We start from the raw sequence: 24,049 nt of genomic DNA on the forward strand, positions 1-24,049 counted from the left end.
GCTCCTTGCGCAAATTGCCCCCGGCCCGCTGATCAAACACGACTCGGGTCCGGAGCGTTCCTGCAGATATGGTGTTGCACCGCAAAAAGCACTATGTGCTGACGGATCTTTCAGCATCGGACCCATCACATGACCGAAACCACACAAACCCGCGCCGGATTCGTCGCCCTCATCGGCGAGCCGAATGCCGGCAAGTCGACGCTGACGAACCGCATGGTCGGCGCGAAGGTGTCGATCGTGACCCACAAGGTTCAGACCACCCGCACCCGCATTCGCGGCGTCGCGATGGAAGGCGACAGCCAGCTGGTGTTCGTCGACACGCCCGGCCTGTTCAAGCCGCGCCGCAGGCTCGACCGCGCCATGGTCAAGGCCGCATGGGGCGGCGCCGCCGATGCCGACATCACCGTTCTGCTGATCGAGGCGCATCGCGGCGTGACCGACGGGGTGAAAGCCATCCTCGAAGGGCTGGGCGAGCTGCCCAAGGGCCGCAAGGTCGCGCTGGCGATCAACAAGATCGACCGGGTCGAAGCCCCGCGCCTGCTGGCCCTGACCCAGTCCCTGAACGAAGCCTACCCCTTTGCCGAGACCTTCATGATTTCTGCCGAAAAGGGCCATGGCGTCGAGCAGCTGCGCAAATGGCTGGCGCAAGCCGTGCCCGCCGGTCCGTGGCTTTACCCCGAAGACCAGATCGCCGATCTGCCCATGCGCATGATCGCCGCCGAGATGACCCGCGAAAAGCTGACCCTGCGCCTGCATCAGGAACTGCCCTACCAGCTGACCGTCGAAACCGAAGCCTGGGAAGAACGCGAAGACGGCTCCGCCCGCATCGACCAGATGATCTATGTGTCGCGAGATGGCCACAAGGGCATCGTTCTGGGCAAGAAGGGCGAGACGATCAAGGCGGTGTCGCAGGCCGCACGCGCCGACATCGAGGAATTCCTTGGCCGCAAGGTGCACCTGTTCCTTCAGGTCAAGCTGCGCGAAAACTGGCTCGAAGAGGCCGAGCGCTATTCCGAGATGGGGCTGGATTTCAAGGACGGCAACTGATTGGCGCGCCTGACCACGCGGTTCTGGGTCGATGCCTATCTTGCGCGGCTGTCGCTGGCGCTGATCCCGGCCTACGTCACGGCCCATGGCGATGACACCGCGGGCGCGGTGCTGGTCAAGCTCGCCACGCTTGACGGCAAGGCCCGCGCCTTCACCCGCGGCTTTGATCTGATGACCGGTGCGCGCAACTGGACAGAGCTTGCCAGCGGCGACGAGCGCGAGGTCGATGCGGCCATCGCGCGCCAGCGCGGCTTTGACACCGACCTGTGGGTGATCGAAGTCGAAGACCGCCAAGGCCGCCATCTGCTGAACGAAGACGGCCTGTCAGAGTAAGTTCGCCCAATTTTTAGGTGGCCTGAAAAGAATGCTTGCCCGACTCAGTCGTTGCGCGTAGGTAGCCCTTGCTGACCTCTATCTTTGTCGACCTCTGTCTCCCTTCAAACGGCGTTCAGGCTATCGATCCAGACTGACAATGCCAAGCTGCCGCATGTTGCGGGCAGACTACCAAGGAGACATCACATGGCCACTGGCACCGTGAAATGGTTCAACACCACCAAAGGCTTCGGCTTCATCGCACCCGACAACGGCGGCAAGGACGTGTTCGTGCACATCTCTGCTGTTGAGCGCGCCGGCCTGACCGGCCTGCGGGACGACCAGAAGGTGACCTTTGACATCGAATCCGGCCGTGACGGCCGTGAGTCGGCGTCGAACCTCGCCCTCGCCTAAGCCATTCCTGCCCCTCGGGGCATCGGAATTGATGAACGCGGCCTCCATTCGGGGCCGCGTTTTGCGTTTCAGCGCATAAAGCATGTAGAGCAGCGGCTAGCCCACCTCCAGCGCGCGGCCAAGGCGCAGCCCGTTCTTCGGCGCGGCGATCAACCACCACGGCACCGTCAACGCCGGGATCAGCGCGAACAGCCCCCAGTTGGCAATGGCATCAAGCCCGATCAGCGGCTTGGCCAGCACCAGCCAGTAGACAACGCCGACAATCCCGATCCACAACGCCAGACCGCCCTGCCAGAACGCGCCGCCACCTCCCGAACCCGGCCGCCACCGTCGCATTGGTCAGAATGGTGAAATACCGCGTCATGCCCCCCTTACCCGCAGGGCCGTCTCACCGGGATGATCCACCGATCTGGCAAGAAATTGCACCACCAACCCACCTAGCGCGGACAGGAAAACCATCAGGGCAACAAGGCGCAAGTCCGGCGTCATCGCAAAACCCCGCCCCAGCTTGCAGGGCCTCGCAAGGCAATGGATAACAGACCGATGGACTGGCGCGACACCGGCATTCTTCTCAAGGCCCGCAAGCATGGCGAGACCTCGGCCATCCTGGAGGTCTTCACCCCGCAGCATGGCCGCCACCTCGGGGTGCTGCGCGGCGGCACCTCGCGCCGCATTGCGCCCAGCCTGCAACCGGGCGCGCAGCTCGATCTGACATGGCGGGCCCGGCTCGAAGACCACATGGGCGCCTTCACCGTCGAACCCCAACGCAGCCGCGCCGCCACCGCCATGGCAGACCGGCGCGCCCTTGCCGGGCTGAACGCGGTCACCGACCTGCTGTGCTTCTGCCTGCCCGAACGCGAACCCCACCCCGCGCTCTATCGCCGCACCGAAGCGCTGCTCGACCTGCTCGGCGAACAGTCGCTCTGGCCGCTGGGCTATCTGCACTGGGAACTGGCCCTACTCGAAGACATGGGCTTCGGCCTTGATCTCACCTCCTGCGCCGTGACCGGCGCCAGCACCGGCTTGGTCTACGTGTCCCCCCGCACCGGTCGCGCGGTCTCTGCCGAGGGCGCGGGCGCGTGGGCCGACCGGCTGCTGCCCCTGCCCGCTGTCCTGCTTGGCGAAGGCGAGGCCAGCGATGCCGACATCCTGACCGCGCTCACCACCACCGGCCATTTCCTGCACAGCCACCTCGCCCCCGCGCTGCGCGACAAGCCGCTTCCCGCCGCCCGCGCGGCCTGGATCGACCGTCTCGCGCGGGCCTGATGCCCCGGTTTCTTCTGGCCCGAAATATCCCGGGGGAGCGCGCCCCGACGCGCGAGGGGACAGCGCCCCGATCTTATCGCCGAGACCGCAGAACTATCGCGAAACCTGTTCTTCCCCCGCCCCGCAAACCGCGCTAACACTCTGGGCATGCGCTGGACCCTGCCAAATACCCTCACCGCACTCCGTCTGCTCGCCGCGCCCGGCGTGGCGGTGCTGTTCCTGTATTTCTCGCGACCGCTCGCCGACTGGTTTGCCCTGCTGCTGTTCATCAGCGCAGCCGTCACCGATTGGTTCGATGGCTACATCGCTCGCACATGGGCGCTGGAATCAAAGCTCGGCGCCATGCTCGACCCGATCGCCGACAAGGCCATGGTGCTCATCGCGCTGATGGTCATCGTCGGCTATTCCTCGATGTCACCATGGCTGGTGCTGCCCGCTACGATGATCCTCTTCCGCGAGGTCTTCGTCTCGGGGATGCGCGAATTCCTCGGCAGTGTCGCCGGCACTCTCAAGGTGACCCGGCTGGCGAAATGGAAGACCACCTTCCAGATGGTCGCCATCGCCGTGCTGTTCGCGCAAGGCGTGTTTGAACATTACCTCGCCGTCAGCATCGAAGGTCTGAACACGGAAACCGTCAGCGCCATTCTCAACCGCGAGTCGGCGGATCTGCACGGCTTGCTGTGGAAACAGCAGGGCATGGTCTACGCTGGCCATATCGGGCTGACGCTGCTGTGGATCGCGGCCCTGCTGACCCTCATCACCGGCTGGGACTATTTCAACAAGGCCCTGCCCCACCTGAAAGACGGCAAATGATCGACGTGCTGTATTTTGCCTGGGTGCGCGAGCGCATCGGCCTGCCGAAGGAACGGATCGAGACATCGGCCACCACTGTTGCCGATCTTGTCGCCGAACTGTGCGAGCGCGAAGAGCGCTACGAGGCCGCTTTTGCAGACCTGTCCGCTTTGCGCGTCGCGCTTGATCAGGAGTTGAGCGATTTCGATGCCCCGCTGGCTGGCGTGCGCGAGGTCGCCTTCTTTCCGCCGATGACCGGAGGCTGACATGGCCATCGATGTGCGCGTGCAGCACGCCCCTTTCGATTTTGGCGCCGAGGCGGATTCCTTTGCCGCGGGCCGCAGCGATCTTGGCGCGGTGGTGACCTTCACCGGCATCGTGCGCGACACCGATGGAGCGCTCGATGGCATGGAAATCGAGCACTACCCCGGCATGACCGAAAAGGCGCTGCAAAATATCGCCGCCGAGGCCGAAGCGCGCTGGTCGCTTGGCGAGGTGCTGGTAATCCACCGCTTTGGCAAGCTGGCGGCCGGCGAGCGGATCATGATGGTCGCCACCGCTTCGGTCCATCGCGCCCATGCCTTCGAGGCCGCAGAGTACCTGATGGATTACCTGAAATCCCGCGCGCCCTTCTGGAAGAAGGAACGTGCAGGCGGTGCAGAGTCGTGGGTCGCCGCAAAGGATGCGGACGAGGCAGCCCTGAAGCGCTGGTAGGCTGGACGTTTCCGGGTTTTGGTCATATCATTTGACCAATTCACGCCAACTCGGAGCCCGCCATGCCCTTTCGCCCCGTGCAATCCGAGAAACTCAGCGCCGCCGTGGTGCGTCAGGTCGAAGAGCTGATCCTGCGCGGCATCCTGCGCCCCGGCGAACGGCTGCCATCAGAGCGCGAGCTGTCTGATCGACTGGGCGTGTCGCGCCCCTCGCTGCGCGAGGCTGTTGCCGATCTGTCTGACCGGGGGCTTCTGGTCGCAAGGGCCGGTGCGGGGATCTTTGTCACCGAGGCCTTGGGCTCGGCGTTTTCCGAAACGCTGGTGCAGCTGTTCGCGCGTCATGACGAGGCAGTGTTCGATTACCTCGATTTTCGCCGCGACATGGAGGGGCTTGCCGCCGAACGCGCCGCCACGCTGGGCACCGACACCGACCTTAAGGTCATCGACGCCTTGTTTGGCCAGATGGAGGCAGCCCATGGCAAGCGCAATCCCAATGACGAAGCGCGGCTCGACGCGGAATTCCACCTTGCGATCATCGAAGCCAGCCACAACGTCATGATGCTGCACATGATGCGGTCGATGTATCAGTTGCTGCGCGAGGGGGTGTTCTATAACCGGCAAGTGATGTTCAAGCAGCGCACCACACGCGAGGCCTTGCTGGACCAGCATCGCGCCATCAATGTCGCGCTGCAGACGCGCGACCCGATTGCTGCCCGCGCGGCTGTCGAGGCACATCTGGCCTATGTTGAAACCGCTCTGTCGGCGGATCGCCGGGCTGAGCGGGATGAGGACATCGCGCGACAGCGCTATGAGAGGGTCCGGAGCCGGAACTGATCCTCCTCGCCGCCAGCATTTGCTAGATACGTGATGTTTCCCCGAAGGGGGGGGCCAGCCCCCTCGGCCTTGCGGCCTCACCCCCGGAGTTTACCCGGCAAGATGAAGGGCGAGACCGCGCCTTGCTTCGCGTGGATTCGGGCTGGGCAGCGCGCCGCGCTCTGGAGGCGCGGCGCGATTTTTCAGGGCAGTTTATAGGCGATCACCGCGTCTCCGACGGGCGTGTGCATGAAGTGATGACCGCCGGGGCCGATCAGCACATATTGCTCGCCATCCACCTCATAGATGATCGGATTGGCCTGCCCGCCCTGATCCATCACGTCCGACCACAAGGTTTCGCCGGTTGTCATGTCTATGGCGCGGAACAGGTTGTCGGTGGCGGCACCGATGAAGATCAGCCCGCTCTTGGTGATCGCCGATCCGCCATTGTTCGGCGTGCCGATCTTGAGCGGCAGCATGGAGGGAATGCCAAACGGCCCGTTGCGGCGCGCGGTGCCGATGGGCGTGTCCCAGAGCTGCTCGCCGGTTTCGAGGTCGACGGCGGTGATCCCGCCATAGGGCGGCCGCGTGCAGGGCATCCCCGTCAGTTCCGACTGCCAGCCCGCGTTGACCTGGATGCCATAGGGCGCGCCGACCTGCGGATCGCCTGCGCCTTCGGCGCCACCAGAGCCTTCGTTTCCGGTCTCGTTGATCGGCTTCCAGCCTTGGGCATCGGCCGTTTCACGCGGCACGAGACGGTTGTAGTTCGGCACGTCGTTGTAGTTCATGATCATCAGGCCGCGCTCGGGATCGATTGCAACCGAGCCCCAGTCATTGCCGCCATTGTAGCCGGGGTACTGAATATACCAGTCGGTCGAGGGCGGCGTCAGGTAGCCATCGTAGCGCGCCTGCCGAAAGCGGATGCGGCAGAACAGCTGGTCGATCGGTGTAAAGCCCCACATGTCCTTTTCGGTCAGCTCCGGCTTGCGGATGTTGAAGAACTCGGACACCGGCTGGCTGTCGGCGATGAAATCGGGTTCAATGTCGCCTTGGGGCAGATCGGTGATCTCGCCCACCGGGGTGATCGGTTCGCCGGTTTCGCGATTCAGGATGTAGACATCGCCCTGCTTGGACGCCAGCAGGATGGCCTTTTGCCCCTGATAGTCGAGCAGGCTCGCCTGGCTGCCAAGGTCGTAATCCCACACGTCATTGCGCACGGTCTGGAAGGTCCAGCGTTCCTCGCCCGTGGTGGCATCCAGCGCGACCAGCGAGGTGGCGTAGGCGTTTTCAGCCTCGGAACGGTTGGAGCCGTAGTAATCCACCGACGAATTGCCGAGCGGCAGATAGACCATGCCCAGCTCTTCGTCGCCGGTGGCGGTGGTCCACATGTTGGGGGTGCCGCGGGTGTAGGTTTCGCCTTCGGGCGGGCCGTTCCGCATTTCGTCGGGCGCGGCAAGATCCCATGCCCATGCCAGTTCGCCGCTGCGCGCATCATAGCCGCGGACCACGCCCGAGGGGGCGTCTTCGGCCTGACCGTCCTTGACCTGCGCGCCGGTGATGACCACGCCGCGCACGATGGCGGGGGGCGCCGTCACCGCGTACCAGCCGGGCACCTTGTCGCCGATGCCCTCCCACAGATCGACATTGCCGTTGTCGCCGAAATCGGCGCAGGGTTCGCCGGTCTGGGTGTCGACGGCGATCAGGCGGGCGTCGAGGGTCGCTTCGATGACACGGGTGGCGCAGGCGTCGCCCTCGGCTTTCTCGGGATCGGTCCAGACCGATACCCCCCGGCAGGTGGCACCATAGGGGATCGCCTCATTGGGCACCTCGGGATTGTAGCGCCAGTTTTCCTCGCCGGTTTTGGCGTCGATCGAGATCAGGATGTTCATCGCAGTGCACATCAGCAGGTCGTCACCGACCTTGACCGGGGTGTTCTCGGGCGAATATTTGCCACTGGCGCTGCCGCTGGGCAGATCGCCGGTGTGGAATACCCAAGCCCGTTCGAGCGAGCCGACGTTTTCGGGGGTGATCTGTTCGAGCGGGGAATAGCGCTGCGCCTTTTCGTCACCGCCCCAAGCGGGCCAGTCGGCCCCGGTCTGCGCGATGGCAACCGGCGGCGCGGCATTGCTCGCCTCGGTGTCGTCGGTGTCATCGGGCGCGATCACCGGGGCATCGGGGCTGGCCGGCGCCTGCTCGGGCGAAAAGGGGGTCTCTTGGGCAAAACCCGGCGCGGCGGCCAGCGCGGCGCAAAGAGCCAGCGCAGAAAGGTTTGGCGAAGAAAGCTGTGTCATCGTCTGTCTCCTGAAGCTCAGAGGGGGCGGCGCTGGACGCGGCGGATGTTCGGCAGGCACAGCAGCAGCAGCAGCAGGATCACCGTCGGCGCAACCATGCGCGGCACCTGCGCCCACCAATCCGCGCCGACCTCCCACCATGACCAGACCAGCGTGCCGGCCCAGATCAGCAGGTAAATCCAGAGCGCTGCGACCTTGCCGTGGTTCAGCAGGATGCCTGTCACGATCAGCCCGGCCCCGGCGATGGCGTAATACCAGCTGCCGCCCAGAACGATCAGGTAGACGCCCCCCCCGAACAACACGAGCCCGAACAGCACGCAGACCCAGCCCAGCAACAGGACGCCCCAGCCGGGTCGCGAAAGCCTCTCCTCGCCCGCGGCGGAACTGTCGCTGCGGGTGTCGAATGTCGTGGTGGCCATGGCGACCTCCTCTTGGTGATTTGCATGCGATGAAGGGCAGAAGAACTGCCTCACAGGAACAAAATGAAGCCAGCCGTCGGAAGGTTCCCGCCGACGGCCAACATTCGCGCGGATTTTACGAATAGCCAAGGGAACCGCGTCACCACCCGGCACGGAACACAAAAAAACCCGGGCGCAAGCGCCCGGGCAGTTGGTCACGAAAGGCTGATAAGGAAGGAGGAAATCAGCCCTTGGAGAACTCGGGGTAGGCTTCCATGCCCAGCTCGCCCATGTCGAGGCCGGTCATTTCTTCTTCGGCGCTGACGCGGATGCCCATCACCAGCTTGAGAACAAGCCATGTCAGACCAGAGGCGACGATGGTGAAGATGCCAACCACGACGATGCCGTAGAGCTGCGTGCCAAAGGTTGCGTCACCGTTGGTGAAGGCCACCGCGATGGTGCCCCAGATGCCGCAGACGAGGTGAACCGGGATGGCACCGACGACGTCGTCGATCTTCATCTTGTCCAGCATCGGGACCACGAACACCACGATGATGCCGCCGATGGCGCCGATCAGGGTCGCTGCGCCCAGCGTCGGGGTCAGCGGCTCAGCGGTGATCGACACGAGGCCGGCCAGCGCGCCGTTCAGCACCATGGTCAGGTCGGGCTTCTTGTACATGATCTGCGTCAGGATCAGCGCCGCAAGCGCACCACCGGCAGCAGCCGTGTTGGTGTTGGCAAAGATGCGCGACACGTCGGCCACATCACCCACGGTGCCCATCGCAAGCTGCGAGGCGCCGTTGAAGCCGAACCAACCGAGCCACAGGATGAACGTGCCAAGCGTGGCAAGGGTCAGGTTCGAACCGGGCATCGGGACGGTCATGCCATCCTTGTACTTGCCGATACGCGGACCAAGGATCAGCGCGCCGGTCAGAGCCGCCCAGCCACCGACCGAGTGCACGACCGTGGAACCAGCGAAATCAAGGAAGCCAGCTTCGTCAAGGAAACCGCCGCCCCACTTCCAGGACGCCTGAAGCGGATAGATGATCGCGGTCAGCACGATCACGAAGATCAGGAACGGCCACAGCTTGATACGCTCGGCCAGAGTGCCCGAAACGATCGACGCGGTGGTGGCGCAGAACATCAGCTGGAAGAAGAAATCCGACCCGGTCGAGGCATAGCTGTAATCGTCGGCCGCATCTGCGGTCACGCCAACGGCTTCCAGCACGCCGGGGCCCCAGACGCCCGAAATCACGCCATCCATCGACCATGTGCCCAGCGGGTACATCAGGTTGTAACCGATCAGGTAGTAAAAGATCGCGGCCAGCGAAAACAGCGCGACGTTCTTCATGCACTGCATGGCAACGTTCTTGGAGCGCACGAGGCCCGCTTCGAGCATCGCGAAGCCTGCCGCCATGAAGAAAACGAGAAAGCCGCCGACGAGAAAGAGAAGCGAGTTGAGGATGAAGACTGTGTCGGTCGCGGCGTTCACGCCGGCGACGGGGGTGTCATCCTGTGCCAGGCCCAGTGTCGGCAGCGCGATCAGCGCGGCAACCGGGGCAAGTACCTTGAGAAATTTCATGTTCCTGATGTCCCTTGTATCCTGATGTCCCGAAGGATCAGATCGCGTCCGCGTCGGTCTCGCCGGTGCGCACGCGTACCGCCTGTGCCACGTCCAGCACAAAGATCTTGCCGTCACCGATCTTGCCGGTTTGCGCGGTCTTGGTGATCGTCTCGACGACCTGATCGGCCATCGACGCGGCGACCACGATCTCAAGCTTGATCTTCGGCACGAAGTTCACCGCATATTCGGCGCCACGATAGATTTCGGTGTGACCGGACTGCGAGCCGAAGCCCTTGATTTCGGTCACCATCATGCCGCGAACCCCGATACCGGTGAGCGCCTCGCGCACCTCTTCGAGCTTGAACGGCTTGATCGTCGCAATGATCAGTTTCACCTTGGTCCCTTTCGTTTGGCAGACCGCTGCCTGCATCCCATGGGCAGAAAGACGCCGCGTCAGCGCGATTAGAAGTCGGGGGGGCCTGCAAGCCCCGCGACCCCACCCATGATGCACAAGATGTAACCAGAAAATCAGCAACTGCACAAATATCAGGCTTCTTAAAAAGACGATAATGTGACCCTTTCTGCGTCTACATCCCGACGCAAAACCGTTAACCTATGACAAAAGAGACAAGGCCGGGCAGGTACAGATGAGTGATTCAGGCCGGGGCAAGGGTCGGCTGGTGGCAGAGCGCCGATATTCCAGCAAAACGACCCAAAAACCCCAGAAAACCGCAAAGAAACCCACGGCAAAGCGACGCCCCCGCAAGGCGGCGCCGCGGCGGCGTGGCGGCATCTCGGGCTTCATTCTTGGCATCTTCCGCTGGGTCTTTGGCCTGATCTGGACCGTGGTCTGGCGGGTGACGGCGGTGATTGCCCTGCTCGTCGGGCTTGGCGTCGGCTATTTTTACAGCACCCTGCCACCGCTCGAGTCGCTGCTTGACGGGCGGGCGCGCGGCTCGGTCACCCTGCTCGACCGGCACGACCAGATCTTTGCATGGCGCGGCGATCAGTTCGGCGGGCCGGTGACGGCGGACAGCGTGTCGAAACACCTGAAGAACGCGGTGATCGCGACCGAGGACAAGCGATTCTACCAGCATTTCGGCGTCTCGCCGCGCGGCGTCGCCGGGGCGATCCGCATCAACCTGTCCGAAGGGCGCGGGCCGCTGTCGGGCCATGGCGGCTCGACCATCACGCAACAGACCGCCAAGCTGCTCTGCGTCGGTCAGGAATACGATGCATCGGTCTGGAAGACCGAATCCGCCTACCTGTCGGATTGCCGTCAGGGATCGCTGGCGCGCAAGGGCAAGGAAGCGCTTTACGCCCTCGCGATGGAGCTGAAGTATTCCAAGGACGAGATCCTCTCGATCTATCTCAACCGCGCCTACATGGGCGGCGGCGCCTATGGGGCCGAGGCCGCATCCGAGCGCTATTTTTCGAAACACGCGGGCGAGCTGAATGCGCAGCAATCGGCGATGCTGGCCGGCCTGCTGACCGCCCCGTCGACCCTGTCGCCGACCAACAACCTTGAACGCAGCCAAGGGCGCGCGGCCACCGTACTGCGGCTGATGCGCGAACAGGGTTACCTGACCGCCGAACAGGAGGCCGCCGCGCAGGCAAACCCCGCCACCCTGTCGGACGAGGCCGAGCGCAAGCTGGGCGGCTATTTCGCCGACTGGGTGATCGATACGCTTCAGGACAACCCGATCACCGCCGACACCACCGAAGACGTGGTGATCAATACCACGCTCGACCCCAAGCTTCAGCGCGCCGCCGAGGCCGCAATGAACAAGGTCTACAGCGAAAAGGTGACCAAGCCCGGCTCGGTGGTCGAAGCGGCGATCGTGGTGATGTCGTCGGATGGTGCGGTGCGTGCCATGGTCGGCGGCAAGAAGACCGGCGTTTCTGGCGTGTTCAACCGTGCCACGCAGGCCAAGCGGCAGACCGGCTCCAGCTTCAAGCCCTTCATCTACGCCACCGCGCTCGACATCGGCTATTCGCCCTATGACACCGTCGTCGATGAGCCGTTCTGCATGAACATTCCCGGCTCTGGCCAATGGTGCCCCAAGAATTACACCAACAATTTCAAGGGCCGGGTGACGCTGACTCAGGCGCTGGAAAATTCGCTGAACATCCCGGCGGTGAAGATCTCGGAATCCGTCGGGCGCGATCTGGTGCAGAAGGTGGCGAACGGGTTCGGCATCCGCTCGGATCTCAACGACAGCCCGGCGATGGCGCTTGGCACCTCCGAGGCATCGCTGCTGGAAATGACCGGCGCCTATGCCGGGTTCCTCAACGGCGGGTCCGCCGTTCTGCCCTACGGGTTGCGCCAGTTGCGGCTGAAGGGCGACAACGAGGTGCTGGTGGGCTCAGGCGGCGGCATCCGCGAACGGGTGATCCAGCCCGAAGCGGCGGGCCAGCTGATCTGGATGATGGAAAAGGTGGTGAGCGAAGGCACCGGTCGCCGCGCCAAGCTGCCCGATGGGCGGCCTGCCGCGGGCAAGACCGGCACCTCGAACGATGCGCGTGATGCGTGGTTCATCGGCTTTACCGCCGATTACGTAGTCGGCGTCTGGATGGGCAACGATGACAACTCTCCGCTGTCCGGCGTTACCGGGGGCGGGCTGCCCGCCGATATCTGGCGCGAGACCATGACCCGCGTCTCCGAGGGGCTGCCGATCTCTCCACTGCCCACGATCGCGCCCAAGGAACCCGAGCCACAGGTGGCGCAGCCCGCGCCCGCGCCGCAGCCGGCCCCCGCGCCAGAACGGCAGCGCCGCGACAACATCATCCAGCAGGTGCTGCGCGACCTGCTGGGCGGCGGCTGACGCCACGCTTGCGCGCGCGGGGGCTGGCATTCGCCGCCCTCGCGCGCTCTAATCACCCGTGACGCGGAGGAGCCCAGAGCATGAGCGTGAAAGAGATCTTCGAGACGATGGACTACGGCCCCGCCCCCGAAAGCGCCGCCGAGGCCCTGACATGGCTGGTCGATCAGGGCGCCCGCTTTGGCCATTTCATCGACGGCAGCTTCACCGAGCCGGGCACCCTGTTCGACTCCCGCAACCCGGCGACGGGCGAAGTGCTTGCCTCGCTCACGCAGGCCACACAGGATGATGTCGACAGCGCGGTCGCAGCCGCCCGTCAGGCGCAGCCCGGCTGGGAAGACATCGGCGGCGCGGCCCGCGCCCGGTTTATGTATGCGCTGGCGCGGCTCTTGCAGAAACATGCGCGGCTGCTGGCGGTTCTGGAAACGCTCGACAACGGCAAGCCGATCCGCGAATCGCGCGATATCGACGTGCCGCTGGCGGTGCGGCATTTCTATTACCACGCTGGCTCCGCCCAGCTGATGGACAGCGAAATGGACGGGCGCGCCGCCATGGGGGTCTGCGCCCAGATCGTGCCGTGGAATTTCCCGCTGCTGATGCTGGCATGGAAGGTCGCCCCGGCGCTGGCGATGGGCAACACCGTGGTGCTCAAACCTGCCGAATGGACCTCGCTGAGCGCGCTGCTGTTTGCCGATCTGTGCCGTCAGGCCGGGCTGCCCGATGGCGTGGTCAACATCGTCACCGGTGACGGCGCGGTGGGCGAGATGCTGGTGCGCGCCGACGTCGACAAGATCGCGTTTACCGGCTCGACCGAGGTTGGCCGCGCCATCCGCACCGCCACCGCGGGCAGCGGTAAGGCGCTGACTCTCGAGCTCGGCGGCAAATCGCCCTACATCGTGTTCGAGGATGCCGATCTGGACAGCGCCGTCGAAGGGCTGGTCGATGCGATCTGGCTCAATCAGGGGCAGGTCTGCTGCGCCGGTTCGCGCCTGCTGGTGCAGGAAGGCATCGCCGAGCGCTTTTACGCCAAGCTGCGCGCCCGGATGGATACGCTGCGCATCGGCAATCCGCTGGACAAATGCATCGACGTCGGCGCGATCATCGACCCCGAGCACCGCCAGCGCATCGCCCGGATGATCGGCAGCGAGGGCGACATCCATCAGACCCTCCCCTGCCCCGAGGGCTGCTATTTCCCGCCGACGCTGATCACCGGCCTCTCATCTGCGCATCCGTTGATGCAGGACGAGATCTTTGGCCCGGTGCTGGTCGCTGCCACCTTCCGCACGCCCCAAGAGGCGGTGCAGCTGGCCAATGACACCCGCTATGGCCTTGCCGCCAGCATCTGGTCGGAAAACATCAACACCGCGCTGGATATCGCGCCAAAGCTGGCGGCGGGCGTGGTGTGGATCAACGGCTCCAACATGTTCGACGCCGCCGTGCCCTTTGGCGGGCTGCGCGAAAGCGGCTTCGGGCGCGAAGGCGGCCCCGAGGGGCTTGCCGCCTACACCCGCCCTGTGCGCACGCGCGAACCGCTGACGCCCATCGCGCCCTTTGCCGGCAGCAACGCCGACCCGCAGCCGGTGGACCGCACCGCCAAGTTGTATATCGGCGGCAAGCAGGTGCGCCCCGACGGCGGCCATGCGTCGGGTATCTACGATGCCGAAGGCCGCCTGATCGGTCAGGCCCCAATCGCCTCGCGCAAGGATATCCGCAACGCGGCCGAGGCGGCGCGCGGTGCCTCCGGCTGGGCCAACGCTCCGGCGCACACCCGCGCGCAGGTGCTGTATTACATCGCGGAAAACCTGCACGCCCGCGCCGACGCCTTTGCCACGCTCAGCGACCGGCTGACCGGCATGGCGCGCGGCGCCGACGAGGTGTCGCTTGCGGTGGACCGGCTGTTCACCGCCGCCGCATGGGCCGACAAATATGACGGGCGCATCGCACAGGCCCCGCTACGCGGTGCGGCGCTGGTGATGCGCCAGCCCTGCGGCGTCATCGGCGCACTGTGCCCCGACGAGGCGCCGCTGCTGGGGCTGGTGTCGGTCATGGCGCCTGCCATCGCGATGGGCAACCGGGTGGTGCTTGTCGCCTCGCAGCCCTTCCCGCTGGCGGCACTGGAATTCTCGCATATCCTCGAAGGCTCGGACGTGCCGGGCGGGGTGGTCAACATCCTCACCGGCCCGCATGCCGATCTTGCCCCCACGCTGGCGCAGCACATGGATATCGACGCGGTCTGGAGCTTTTCCGGCGCCGATGTCAGCCAGCCCATCGAACAGGGCGCGGCAGGCTCGCTGAAGCGCAGCTGGGTCAACGACGGGCGCGCCCGCGACTGGTGGGGCCCCGAAGGCACAGGCCCCGAATTCCTAGAACAGGCCACCGAGTGCAAATCGGTCTGGATTCCCTGGGGCGCGTAGGGTATGGCCCCGCAATCGGCGATGGACCGCCAAGACAGAAGCTCCTGACCTTGCGGCAGAATCGGGCAGATGCAACGCATTCTGCCTTTCCCGCAGGCGTGCGCTGGCCGGTCATCATTGAGAATTTACATCCGGGATGTTATCTTGTCCCTACGCCCGGCGCCGGGGTGACTTTCGGCGCTTGTCTAGAAGGAGGACGATGTCCTGTCACTTAACGCGAACGCGGCACATGCCGCTGAGCCGGGGCTGGCGATGAACAGCGCGCCCCAATCCGAGGTCACCGGCGAGCAGATTCTCGCGGCGATCCTCACCAGTCTCGACGACATGAAGGCCGAGGAAATCGTGCAGATCGATCTGCGCGGCAAGACCGCTGTCTGTGATCAGATGGTGATCTGCTCGGGTCGATCGTCGCGCCAGGTTGCGGCCATCGCCGACAAGGTGGCCGAGGACCTCAAGCATCAGCTTGGCGTCATGTCCAAGATCGAGGGCCAGGACACCGGCGACTGGGTGCTGATCGACACGGGCGATGTCATCGTTCATGTCTTCCGCCCCGAGGTGCGGGAGTTCTATCAGCTTGAAAAGATGTGGGGTCCGCTCGGCCGCATCGCCAGCGCCTGATCGGCAAGACCTGAAAGGCCGCCCATGCGTGTGCATCTGTGCGTCGTGGGGCGGCTGCGGTCTGGCCCTGAAAAACAGCTGGTCGACGACTATCTCAAGCGCTTCGATCGAACCGGGCGCGCGTTGGGTCTTGGCCCGGCGCGCCTGATCGAAGTCGACGACCGCAAGGGTGGCGGCATGGCGGGCGAGGCCGAGCTGTTGCGCCGCGCCCTGCCCTCCGGCGCCCGGCTTTGCGTTCTAGATGAACGCGGCGCGGTGATGAGCTCGCCTGATTTCGCCCGAAAACTTGGCACTCTGCGCGACACCGGCACGCAGGATCTGGCCTTTGTCATCGGCGGGGCCGATGGTATCGACCCTGCGCTGCGCGCCGAATCGGATATGGCGCTGTCCTTCGGGCAAATGGTCTGGCCGCACATGCTGGTGCGGGTCATGTTGTGCGAACAATTGTACCGTGCTGCCTCGATTCTGGCCGGAAACCCCTACCACCGCGCCTGAGGCGCAGCATTTCCCGGCCATTTTCCGCCGAAACACGGCCCTGTTTGGCGAAGTTCCGCCGCCGCCGGGCGCGCGGTATCTGGCCACCATTGCCACCGGCAATCCCCGTGATCTAGCTCTCATTTCAGGACGTGTCACGCTGCCCACGGGCGCGCTCCTCTGGTCCGGCAAGCCTGTCCCTATGCGGCCCGCCCGAGGCCGCTTACGGCCGGTTCAGATTCCACACCCCGGAGAGCCACCCAACTCTCCGGGGTTTCTTTTTTCAGGTGTAGGCGTACCAGAGCAGGCCTGCCCCCAGCAGCACGCGGTAGATGACATAGGGCGTGAAGCTGACCGATTGCAGCAGCTTCATCATCAGCGTCAACGCCGCCAGTGCCGCGCCAAAGGCAAAGATCGCGCCGATCAGCCCGTCGATGGCCACCTGCGCATCGGCCTGTCCGGCCACATCCGCCGCCAGCAGAACGCCGGAGGCAAGGATCGTCGGGATCGACATCAGCATCGACAGCTTGGCCGCATCGTGCCGTGTGTAGCCCATGAAGCGCCCGCCGGTGATGCAGATACCCGACCGCGACGTGCCGGGAATCAGCGCAAGCATCTGCCACAGACCCATTTTCAGCGCCTGCATCGGCGTCCAGTCGGCCTCGGTCCTGACCTCGACGCCCTTCTGATCTGCCCACCAGAGTACCAGCCCGAAGCCCAGCATCGTCCAGCCGATCACCGCGACCGAGCGCAGCTGCTCGTCGAGGCCGGTGACCTTGAGCACCAGTCCGGCGATCACCACCGGGATGGTCGCGATCGCCAGCCCGAGCGCCAGCTTTGCGCCCGGCGTGTCACGGCGTCCGCGCAACAGATCGACAAGGCCCAGCAGCGCCATCCGCACATCGGACCAGAAATATAGGATCACGGCAGCCAGCGTGCCCAGATGCACGGCGACATCGATGGCGAGACCCTGATCCGCCATGCCTGTCAGGCTTGGCAGCAGGATCAGATGCCCCGACGAAGAAATAGGCAAGAATTCGGTGATTCCCTGGATCAGCGCCAGTAGGATCAGTTGCAGCATTGGCATGGGGAGGTTCCTGCGACTAGGCTTTTTAAACTCTATAAACCTGTGCGCAGTATCGCGGCAGAAGGTCAATACCTCCGATCCGGACCTTTTTTCATCCGGTTTTGCGCTGAATTCGCCTACCTAAGGCAAAATAATGCGAATATAGGTCAGTACTTGTGACTTTTACTCCATTTCGCCTTTGTATATGACCCTCCTTGACCAAGGACTTGTTCGGAGACCCAGGAATATGGCGAAGCAGCCGATGCTCAAATTCGTGAAGATCTCGCGGGACATGCCCGAAAAGCGGGATGCAGAGGCCCGCAACACGGACTTCGACGAAATCTATGCCGGTTTCGCCGAGGCCAAGGCCGCAGAACAGGCCAGCCGCTGCTCGCAATGCGGCGTGCCCTACTGCCAGAGCCACTGCCCGCTGCACAACAACATCCCCGACTGGCTGAACCTGACCGCCACCGGACGCCTCGAAGAAGCGTACCAGCTGAGCCAGGCCACCAATACCTTCCCCGAGATCTGCGGCCGCATCTGCCCGCAGGATCGTCTGTGCGAAGGCAATTGCGTCATCGAACAGTCGGGCCACGGCACCGTCACCATCGGCGCGGTCGAAAAATACATCACTGACACCGCGTGGGAAAAAGGCTGGGTCACCCCGGCCGCCCCTGCGATCGAGCGCCGCGAGAGCATTGGCATCATCGGCGCGGGTCCGGGCGGGCTTGCGGCGGCGGATGTGCTGCGCCGGGCGGGCGTGCAGGTCACCGTCTATGACCGCTACGACCGTGGCGGCGGGCTGCTGACCTACGGCATCCCCGGCTTCAAGCTGGAAAAAGACGTGGTGATGCGCCGCATCAAGCAGCTTGAAGACGGCGGCGTGCGCTTTGTCTTCAACTGCAACGTCGGCGAGACCCTGTCCTTCGAGGATATTCGCGATCAGCACGATGGCGTGATCATCGCAACCGGTGTCTATAAATCGCGCGATCTGCGCGGTCCGGGCGCGGGCGCCAAGGGCATCGTCAAGGCGATCGACTATCTGACAGCGTCGAACCGCGCGTCGAACTTCGGCGACAGCGTCCCCGAATTCGAAAGCGGCGAGTTGAATGCCAACGGCAAGAAGGTCGTGGTGATCGGCGGCGGCGACACCGCGATGGATTGCGTACGTACCGCGATCCGGCAGGGCGCGACCTCGGTCAAATGCCTCTACCGCCGCGACCGCGCCAACATGCCCGGCAGCCAGCGTGAGACCCAGAATGCCGAAGAAGAAGGCGTAATCTTCGAATGGCTGACCGCACCGAAGGGCTTTAAGGGCGACACCGTCGAGGCGGTGATCGTCGAAAAGATGCGCCTTGGCCTGCCCGATGCCACCGGGCGCCAGTCGCCCGAAGTGATCGAAGGCTCGGATTATGAAGAACCCGCCGATCTGGTGATCAAGGCGCTTGGTTTCGAGCCCGAAGAGCTGCCGAGCCTGTGGGGCACGCCCGAGCTGGAAGTGACTCGCTGGGGCACCATCAAGGCCGAGTTCACCAGCGGGCGCACCTCTCTGCCGGGCGTCTACGCGGTGGGCGACATCGTGCGTGGTGCCTCGCTCGTCGTCTGGGCGATCCGCGACGGGCGCGACTGTGCCGAGCATGTGCTGACCGATCTCGACAAGCAGGCGGCGATTGCAGCGGAGTGACACCGGGCTGTCGCATCGCCCGCGCAGAGTTCGCCAGTTGAGCGCACCGCGCGCGGCGGATCAGGAGGCATCATGACGGAACGAACAGGTGGCTGCCTCTGCGGGGCGGTGCGATTCACGGCAAAATCACTGGGCGGCTTCGGCGTCTGTCATTGCGAGCAATGCCGCCGCTGGGCCGGGTCGGCGTTGTTTGCCACCACGGTGCCCGAGGCCGACATGATGATCGAGGACGTCCGATCGATCCGGGCCTTCCGGTCATCGCCCTGGGCCAGCCGCGCGTTCTGCGGCACCTGCGGATCGACGCTGTGGTATCGCTTTGATCACGGAGTCGATCGCAGCGGTAATTACGAGCTGGCCGTGGGGCTGCTTGACGATGCGAACGGGCTGACGCTTGAACGCGAGATTTTTTCCGACCAGCAGCCCGACTGCTGGCAGCTTGCCGGGGATCACCTGCGGATGACGCGGGCGCAGACCTTGGAAAAATATGGCGCTCAGCCCGAAACCGACTGAGCCCGCGCAACTTATCCGGCCCCGTGCCGGACCCGAAGAATCCAGGCCGCAAGACGCGGCCCCGCATGGAGGTGCAATGCCATGACCACGTATGATCAGACCTGGGCCACAGCCGAAGAAGCCAAGCGCAAGTGGATGGAAGAAAACGCGATGTTCCGCGAGGAGCACGAGCATTCCTCCTGCGGGGTCGGCCTTGTGGTCTCCATCAACGGCAAGCCGTCGCGCAAGGTTGTCGAGGCGGGCATCACCGCGCTCAAGGCGATCTGGCACCGCGGTGCGGTCGACGCCGATGGCAAGACCGGCGACGGCGCCGGCATCCACGTTCAGATCCCGGTCGATTTCTTCTATGATCAGATCGAGCGCACCGGCCACGCCCCCCGCAAGGGCGAGCTGATGGCCGTGGGTCAGGTGTTCCTGCCGCGCACCAACTTTGGCGCGCAGGAAACCTGCCGGACCATCGTGGAAACCGAAGTGCTGCGCATGGGCCATTACATCTATGGCTGGCGGCACGTTCCGGTGTCGGTCGACTGCCTTGGCGAAAAGGCCAACGCCACCCGCCCCGAAATCGAGCAGATCCTGATCTCCAACGCCAAGGGCGTCGACGAGGAAACCTTCGAGCGCGAGCTTTACGTCATTCGTCGCCGCATCGAAAAAGCCGCCGTCGCGGCGGGCATCAACGAGCTGTATATCGCGTCGCTGTCCTGCCGGTCGATCATCTACAAGGGCATGATGCTGGCCGAGCAGGTCAGCGAATTCTATCCCGACCTGCAGGACGAGCGCTTCGTTTCGGCCTTTGCGATCTATCACCAGCGCTATTCCACCAACACCTTCCCGCAGTGGTGGCTGGCCCAGCCCTTCCGGATGCTTGCCCATAACGGCGAGATCAACACCATCAAGGGCAACACCAACTGGATGAAAAGCCACGAGATCCGCATGGCATCGGCCACGTTCGGAGACATGGCCGAGGACATCAAGCCGATCATCGCCAACGGCGCATCGGACAGCGCCGCGCTGGATGCGGTGTTCGAGGTGCTGGTGCGCGCCGGGCGCAACGCGCCGATGGCCAAGACCATGCTGATCCCGGAATCCTGGTCGAACCAGGCGGTCGAGCTGCCGCAGGCGTGGCGCGACATGTATTCCTATGTCAACGCCGTGATGGAACCGTGGGATGGCCCCGCCGCGCTGGCGATGACCGATGGCCGCTGGGTCTGCGGCGGGCTTGACCGCAACGGCCTGCGCCCGATGCGCTATGTCATCACCGGCGACGATCTGCTGATCGCTGGCTCCGAGGCGGGCATGGTGCCCGTGGATGAGGCCACCGTGCGCGCCAAGGGCGCGCTTGGGCCGGGCCAGATGATTGCCGTCGACATGGAAGAGGGCAAGATCTACCGCGACACCGAGATCAAGAACCGCCTTGCCGCCTCGCAGCCGTTTGGCGAATGGGTCGGCAAGATCACCGATCTTGACGAGGCGCTGGCCGGGCTGTCGGAAAAGCCGATGTTCACCGGGACCGAGCTGCGCAAGCGGCAGATGGCGGCGGGCTACACCATCGAAGAGCTCGAACAGGTGCTCTCGCCGATGGCCGAAGACGCCAAGGAGGCGCTGGCCTCGATGGGTGATGACACCCCGTCGGCGGTGCTGTCCAAGAAATACCGCCCGCTGAGCCATTTCTTCCGGCAGAACTTCAGTCAGGTGACCAACCCGCCGATCGACAGCCTGCGCGAATTCCGGGTGATGTCGCTGAAGACGCGGTTCGGCAACCTCAAGAACGTGCTGGATGAATCCAGTGCCCAGACCGAGATCCTCGTGCTGGAAAGCCCCTTTGTCGGCAACGCGCAATTCGACGAGCTGGTGACGCATTTCAACGCCGATCTGGTCGAGATCGACTGCACCTTCCCGGCGGGCGCCGGCGAAGGCGCGCTGCGCGAGCATCTCGCCCGCATCCGCGCCGAGGCCGAAGATGCCGTGCGCTCTGGCGGTGGGCACATCGTGCTGACCGACCAGCACCAGTCGCTGGACAAGGTGGCGATGCCGATGATCCTTGCAACCAGCGCGGTGCATTCGTGGCTGACCAAGAAGGGCCTGCGCACCTTCTGTTCGCTGGGCATCCGCTCGGCGGAATGCATCGATCCGCATTACTTTGCCGTTCTCGTCGGCTGCGGCGCGACCATCGTGAACCCCTATCTCGCCGAAGACAGCCTTGCCGACCGCATCGAGCGCGGCCTGCTCGATGGCACCCTGACCGAGAACGTCCTGCGCTACCGCGAGGCCATCGATCAGGGCCTGCTGAAGATCATGGCCAAGATGGGCATCTCGGTGATCTCGTCCTATCGCGGCGGTCTCAACTTCGAGGCTGTCGGCCTGTCGCGCGCCATGGTTGCGGAATATTTCCCCGGCATGCTGAGCCGCATTTCCGGCATCGGTGTGCACGGCATCCAGCAAAAGGCCGAGGAAATCCACGCGCTTGGCTACAAGAGCAACCGGGATATCCTGCCGATTGGCGGCTTTTACAAGGCGCGCAAGTCAGGTGAGACCCATGCCTGGGGCGCGCAAACCATGCACCTGCTGCAGGCGGCCTGCAACAAGGCGTCTTACGAGCTGTGGAAGACCTATTCCAAGGCGATGCGGGCCAACCCGCCGATCCACCTGCGCGACCTGCTCGACATCAAGCCGATTGCCAAGGCGATCCCCATCGAAGAGGTGGAATCCATCACCTCCATCCGCAAGCGGTTCGTGACGCCGGGCATGTCGCTGGGGGCGCTGTCGCCCGAGGCGCACAAGACGCTCAACGTCGCGATGAACCGCATCGGCGCCAAATCCGACTCTGGCGAGGGCGGCGAGGATCCGGCACATTTCGTGCCCGAACCCAACGGCGACAACCCGTCGGCCAAGATCAAGCAGGTGGCCTCGGGGCGGTTCGGCGTTACGGCGGAATACCTCAACCATTGCGAAGAGCTTGAAATCAAGGTCGCGCAGGGCGCCAAGCCCGGCGAGGGTGGCCAGCTTCCGGGGATGAAGGTTACCGACCTGATCGCCCGCCTGCGCCATTCGACCAAAGGCGTGACGCTGATTTCGCCGCCGCCGCACCACGATATCTATTCCATCGAAGACCTTGCGCAGCTGATCTATGACCTCAAGCAGATCAACCCGCGCTGCAAGGTGACGGTGAAACTGGTGGCCTCGTCCGGCGTCGGTACGATCGCAGCCGGTGTGGCCAAGGCCAAGGCGGATATCATCCTGATCTCGGGGCACAATGGCGGCACCGGGGCATCGCCCGCGACCTCGATCAAGCACGCCGGTCTGCCGTGGGAAATGGGCCTGACCGAGGCGCATCAGGTTCTGGCGATGAACAAGCTGCGCGACCGCGTGACGCTGCGCACCGATGGTGGCCTGCGCACCGGGCGCGACATCGTCATGGCCGCCATGCTGGGCGCCGAGGAATACGGCATCGGCACCGCGGCCCTGATCGCCATGGGCTGCATCATGGTGCGCCAGTGCCAGTCCAACACCTGCCCGGTGGGCGTGTGTACGCAAGACCCGGAGCTGCGCGACAAGTTCACCGGCAACGCCGATAAGGTGGTGAACCTCATCACCTTCTACGCCACCGAAGTGCGCGAAATCCTCGCCTCGATCGGGGCGCGCAGCCTGAATGACGTGATCGGCCGCGCCGATCTGCTGCATCAGGTGTCGCGCGGATCAGAGCATCTGGACGACCTCGATCTCAACCCGCTGCTGATCCGCGTGGATGGGGCCGACGACATCGTTTACGACCGCTACAAAGAGCGGAACCCGGTTCTGGATACGCTCGACGCCGAGATCGTCCGCGACGGCCACCGCTTCCTTGAAGACGGCGAAAAGATGCAGCTGTCCTATGCGGTGCAAAACACCCACCGCACCGTGGGCACGCGCACCTCTAGCCATATCGTCAGCAAGTTCGGCATGCGCAACGCGCTGCAACCCGACCACCTGCACGTCAAGCTGACGGGCAGCGCGGGCCAGTCTTTGGGGGCCTTCGCCGCGCCGGGTCTGAAGCTGGAAGTGTCCGGCGATGCCAATGACTATGTCGGCAAGGGTCTGTCAGGGGGCACCATCGTGGTGCGCCCGCCGATGATGTCGCCGCTCAAGGCCGAGACCAACACGATCATTGGCAACACCGTTCTTTATGGTGCGACCGATGGCTACCTGTTCGCTGCTGGCCGCGCCGGCGAGCGCTTCGCGGTGCGCAACTCGGGGGCCAAGGTCGTCGTCGAGGGCTGCGGCACCAATGGGTGTGAATACATGACCGGCGGCATCGCGGTGATCCTTGGCCCGATCGGGGCCAACTTCGGCGCGGGGATGACCGGCGGCATGGCCTATCTCTACGATCCCAAGGGCGAGGCCAATGACGTGATGAACCTTGAAAGCATCGTCACCTGCCCGGTCACCACCCCGCATTGGGAAACCGAACTGAAGGGCCTGATCGAACGCCACGCCGCCGAAACCGGCAGCCGCAAGGCGCTGGATATCCTGCAGAACTGGGATCTGGAAAAGCAGAGCTTCCTTCAGGTCTGCCCGAAAGAGATGCTGAACAAGATCCCGCACCCGCTGGGCATCGATGAAGATCTCGCCGTTCCCGCCGAGTGATCCACACCCGGCTCGGCCCAAAGACCAAGCGCCCGAGGGTTTCCCTCGGGCGTTTCCTTTTCAGATGACCCGATCTTTCGATCCGCGCGGCGCAGTTCTGCCGCATCCGGTTTCCTTCGACGATTAACGGTTTGTTCTGACTTTCGTGAAAACCCTGTAAAGGTGTTCGGTAATTGGTAGCGTCCCGCCCCTTCTGGGGCATCGGACCCCGGCGCGCTTCGGCGCGCC

At 64.3% G+C, this 24,049-nt stretch carries 21 protein-coding genes; 15 read left to right on the forward strand and 6 right to left on the reverse strand.

Annotation, left to right across the window (positions count from 1 at the left end; translation table 11 throughout):
* Positions 1–129 precede the first annotated feature (129 nt).
* The 3 genes from era to Q4543_RS01365 all read left to right on the forward strand — a co-directional run bounded on the left by era (position 130) and on the right by Q4543_RS01365 (position 1,773).
* Complete coding sequence (gene era, locus Q4543_RS01355) at positions 130–1,047, forward strand: GTPase Era (RefSeq protein WP_303435902.1); 918 nt, start codon at positions 130–132, stop codon at positions 1,045–1,047.
* Positions 1,048–1,380, forward strand: a complete 333-nt coding sequence (locus Q4543_RS01360) for a DUF1491 family protein (RefSeq protein WP_303435903.1) — start codon at positions 1,048–1,050, stop codon at positions 1,378–1,380.
* 186 nt (positions 1,381–1,566) lie between these two features.
* Positions 1,567–1,773 carry a cold-shock protein gene (locus Q4543_RS01365; RefSeq protein WP_009505711.1) on the forward strand — a complete coding sequence of 69 codons (207 nt, stop codon included), beginning with the start codon at positions 1,567–1,569 and terminating at the stop codon, positions 1,771–1,773.
* A 96-nt stretch (positions 1,774–1,869) separates the two neighbouring features.
* Here the strand turns inward: Q4543_RS01365 and Q4543_RS01370 are convergent, their stop codons facing one another.
* On the reverse strand, positions 1,870–2,049 hold the full coding sequence (locus Q4543_RS01370; protein ID WP_303435905.1) for a hypothetical protein: 180 nt from the start codon (positions 2,047–2,049) through the stop codon (positions 1,870–1,872).
* Positions 2,050–2,316: 267 nt separating this feature from the next.
* On the opposite strand from Q4543_RS01370, the gene recO reads away from it, so the two are divergent.
* The 5 genes from recO to Q4543_RS01395 all read left to right on the forward strand — a co-directional run bounded on the left by recO (position 2,317) and on the right by Q4543_RS01395 (position 5,378).
* Complete coding sequence (gene recO / locus Q4543_RS01375; RefSeq protein ID WP_303435906.1) at positions 2,317–3,039, forward strand: DNA repair protein RecO; 723 nt, start codon at positions 2,317–2,319, stop codon at positions 3,037–3,039.
* A 147-nt stretch (positions 3,040–3,186) separates the two neighbouring features.
* Positions 3,187–3,852 carry a CDP-diacylglycerol--glycerol-3-phosphate 3-phosphatidyltransferase gene (gene pgsA / locus Q4543_RS01380; RefSeq protein WP_303435907.1) on the forward strand — a complete coding sequence of 222 codons (666 nt, stop codon included), beginning with the start codon at positions 3,187–3,189 and terminating at the stop codon, positions 3,850–3,852.
* Positions 3,849–4,097, forward strand: coding sequence for a molybdopterin converting factor subunit 1 (gene moaD, locus Q4543_RS01385; RefSeq protein ID WP_303435908.1), 249 nt, complete (start codon positions 3,849–3,851; stop codon positions 4,095–4,097). Before pgsA ends, moaD begins: the two co-directional genes overlap by 4 nt.
* Positions 4,098–4,104: 7 nt before the next feature.
* The gene (locus Q4543_RS01390) at positions 4,105–4,545 is read left to right on the forward strand and encodes a molybdenum cofactor biosynthesis protein MoaE (protein WP_303436131.1); all 441 of its coding nucleotides are present in this window, start codon (positions 4,105–4,107) and stop codon (positions 4,543–4,545) included.
* Positions 4,546–4,607: 62 nt separating this feature from the next.
* A complete protein-coding gene (locus tag Q4543_RS01395) occupies positions 4,608–5,378 on the forward strand; it encodes an FCD domain-containing protein (RefSeq protein WP_303435909.1) in 771 nt (256 codons plus the stop codon).
* 182 nt (positions 5,379–5,560) lie between these two features.
* Here the strand turns inward: Q4543_RS01395 and Q4543_RS01400 are convergent, their stop codons facing one another.
* From Q4543_RS01400 to Q4543_RS01415, 4 genes are all read right to left on the reverse strand, one after another.
* Positions 5,561–7,648: a pyrroloquinoline quinone-dependent dehydrogenase gene (locus Q4543_RS01400; protein ID WP_303435910.1), complete on the reverse strand. Its 2,088-nt coding sequence runs from the start codon at positions 7,646–7,648 to the stop codon at positions 5,561–5,563.
* 17 nt (positions 7,649–7,665) lie between these two features.
* Complete coding sequence (locus tag Q4543_RS01405) at positions 7,666–8,067, reverse strand: glucose dehydrogenase (RefSeq protein ID WP_216002300.1); 402 nt, start codon at positions 8,065–8,067, stop codon at positions 7,666–7,668.
* Between the two features lie 223 nt (positions 8,068–8,290).
* A complete protein-coding gene (locus Q4543_RS01410; protein WP_303435911.1) occupies positions 8,291–9,628 on the reverse strand; it encodes an ammonium transporter in 1,338 nt (445 codons plus the stop codon).
* 37 nt (positions 9,629–9,665) lie between these two features.
* Positions 9,666–10,004 (reverse strand): P-II family nitrogen regulator, encoded by a 339-nt coding sequence (locus Q4543_RS01415; protein ID WP_007794645.1) that lies wholly within the window; start codon positions 10,002–10,004, stop codon positions 9,666–9,668.
* Positions 10,005–10,257: 253 nt separating this feature from the next.
* Here Q4543_RS01415 and Q4543_RS01420 point away from each other — a divergent pair, with 253 nt between their 5' ends.
* From Q4543_RS01420 to rlmH, 4 genes are all read left to right on the forward strand, one after another.
* Complete coding sequence (locus Q4543_RS01420; RefSeq protein WP_303435912.1) at positions 10,258–12,435, forward strand: transglycosylase domain-containing protein; 2,178 nt, start codon at positions 10,258–10,260, stop codon at positions 12,433–12,435.
* Positions 12,436–12,515: 80 nt separating this feature from the next.
* Positions 12,516–14,846, forward strand: a complete 2,331-nt coding sequence (locus Q4543_RS01425) for an aldehyde dehydrogenase family protein (protein WP_303435913.1) — start codon at positions 12,516–12,518, stop codon at positions 14,844–14,846.
* A 252-nt stretch (positions 14,847–15,098) separates the two neighbouring features.
* A complete protein-coding gene (gene rsfS / locus Q4543_RS01430) occupies positions 15,099–15,464 on the forward strand; it encodes a ribosome silencing factor (RefSeq protein ID WP_216002296.1) in 366 nt (121 codons plus the stop codon).
* 24 nt (positions 15,465–15,488) lie between these two features.
* Positions 15,489–15,959: a 23S rRNA (pseudouridine(1915)-N(3))-methyltransferase RlmH gene (gene rlmH, locus Q4543_RS01435; RefSeq protein ID WP_303435914.1), complete on the forward strand. Its 471-nt coding sequence runs from the start codon at positions 15,489–15,491 to the stop codon at positions 15,957–15,959.
* A 262-nt stretch (positions 15,960–16,221) separates the two neighbouring features.
* On the opposite strand, the gene Q4543_RS01440 is transcribed toward rlmH, so the two are convergent.
* A complete protein-coding gene (locus Q4543_RS01440; protein WP_303435915.1) occupies positions 16,222–17,025 on the reverse strand; it encodes an undecaprenyl-diphosphate phosphatase in 804 nt (267 codons plus the stop codon).
* Positions 17,026–17,251: 226 nt separating this feature from the next.
* On the opposite strand from Q4543_RS01440, the gene Q4543_RS01445 reads away from it, so the two are divergent.
* From Q4543_RS01445 to gltB, 3 genes are all read left to right on the forward strand, one after another.
* Positions 17,252–18,688, forward strand: coding sequence for an NAD(P)-dependent oxidoreductase (locus tag Q4543_RS01445; RefSeq protein WP_303435916.1), 1,437 nt, complete (start codon positions 17,252–17,254; stop codon positions 18,686–18,688).
* Between the two features lie 72 nt (positions 18,689–18,760).
* On the forward strand, positions 18,761–19,198 hold the full coding sequence (locus tag Q4543_RS01450; protein WP_303435917.1) for a GFA family protein: 438 nt from the start codon (positions 18,761–18,763) through the stop codon (positions 19,196–19,198).
* 81 nt (positions 19,199–19,279) lie between these two features.
* Complete coding sequence (gene gltB, locus Q4543_RS01455) at positions 19,280–23,821, forward strand: glutamate synthase large subunit (protein WP_303435918.1); 4,542 nt, start codon at positions 19,280–19,282, stop codon at positions 23,819–23,821.
* Positions 23,822–24,049: the final 228 nt, after the last annotated feature.

The organism is Salipiger sp. 1_MG-2023, assembly GCF_030547555.1.
In the GTDB taxonomy this organism is placed as follows: domain Bacteria; phylum Pseudomonadota; class Alphaproteobacteria; order Rhodobacterales; family Rhodobacteraceae; genus Salipiger.

Excerpts from the sequence above, each read along its gene's own strand:
- Q4543_RS01450 (WP_303435917.1), top strand. The coding sequence starts at position 18,761 with ATGACGGAACGAACAGGTGGCTGCCTCTGCGGGGCGGTGCGATTCACG.
- Q4543_RS01365 (WP_009505711.1), top strand. The coding sequence starts at position 1,567 with ATGGCCACTGGCACCGTGAAATGGTTCAACACCACCAAAGGCTTCGGC.
- moaD (WP_303435908.1), top strand. The coding sequence starts at position 3,849 with ATGATCGACGTGCTGTATTTTGCCTGGGTGCGCGAGCGCATCGGCCTG.
- Q4543_RS01410 (WP_303435911.1), bottom strand. The coding sequence starts at position 9,628 with ATGAAATTTCTCAAGGTACTTGCCCCGGTTGCCGCGCTGATCGCGCTG.
- Q4543_RS01440 (WP_303435915.1), bottom strand. The coding sequence starts at position 17,025 with ATGCCAATGCTGCAACTGATCCTACTGGCGCTGATCCAGGGAATCACC.
- Q4543_RS01400 (WP_303435910.1), bottom strand. The coding sequence starts at position 7,648 with ATGACACAGCTTTCTTCGCCAAACCTTTCTGCGCTGGCTCTTTGCGCC.
- Q4543_RS01420 (WP_303435912.1), top strand. The coding sequence starts at position 10,258 with ATGAGTGATTCAGGCCGGGGCAAGGGTCGGCTGGTGGCAGAGCGCCGA.
- gltB (WP_303435918.1), top strand. The coding sequence starts at position 19,280 with ATGACCACGTATGATCAGACCTGGGCCACAGCCGAAGAAGCCAAGCGC.
- rlmH (WP_303435914.1), top strand. The coding sequence starts at position 15,489 with ATGCGTGTGCATCTGTGCGTCGTGGGGCGGCTGCGGTCTGGCCCTGAA.
- era (WP_303435902.1), top strand. The coding sequence starts at position 130 with ATGACCGAAACCACACAAACCCGCGCCGGATTCGTCGCCCTCATCGGC.
- Q4543_RS01425 (WP_303435913.1), top strand. The coding sequence starts at position 12,516 with ATGAGCGTGAAAGAGATCTTCGAGACGATGGACTACGGCCCCGCCCCC.
- Q4543_RS01395 (WP_303435909.1), top strand. The coding sequence starts at position 4,608 with ATGCCCTTTCGCCCCGTGCAATCCGAGAAACTCAGCGCCGCCGTGGTG.
- Q4543_RS01405 (WP_216002300.1), bottom strand. The coding sequence starts at position 8,067 with ATGGCCACCACGACATTCGACACCCGCAGCGACAGTTCCGCCGCGGGC.
- rsfS (WP_216002296.1), top strand. The coding sequence starts at position 15,099 with ATGAACAGCGCGCCCCAATCCGAGGTCACCGGCGAGCAGATTCTCGCG.
- Q4543_RS01445 (WP_303435916.1), top strand. The coding sequence starts at position 17,252 with ATGGCGAAGCAGCCGATGCTCAAATTCGTGAAGATCTCGCGGGACATG.
- recO (WP_303435906.1), top strand. The coding sequence starts at position 2,317 with ATGGACTGGCGCGACACCGGCATTCTTCTCAAGGCCCGCAAGCATGGC.
- pgsA (WP_303435907.1), top strand. The coding sequence starts at position 3,187 with ATGCGCTGGACCCTGCCAAATACCCTCACCGCACTCCGTCTGCTCGCC.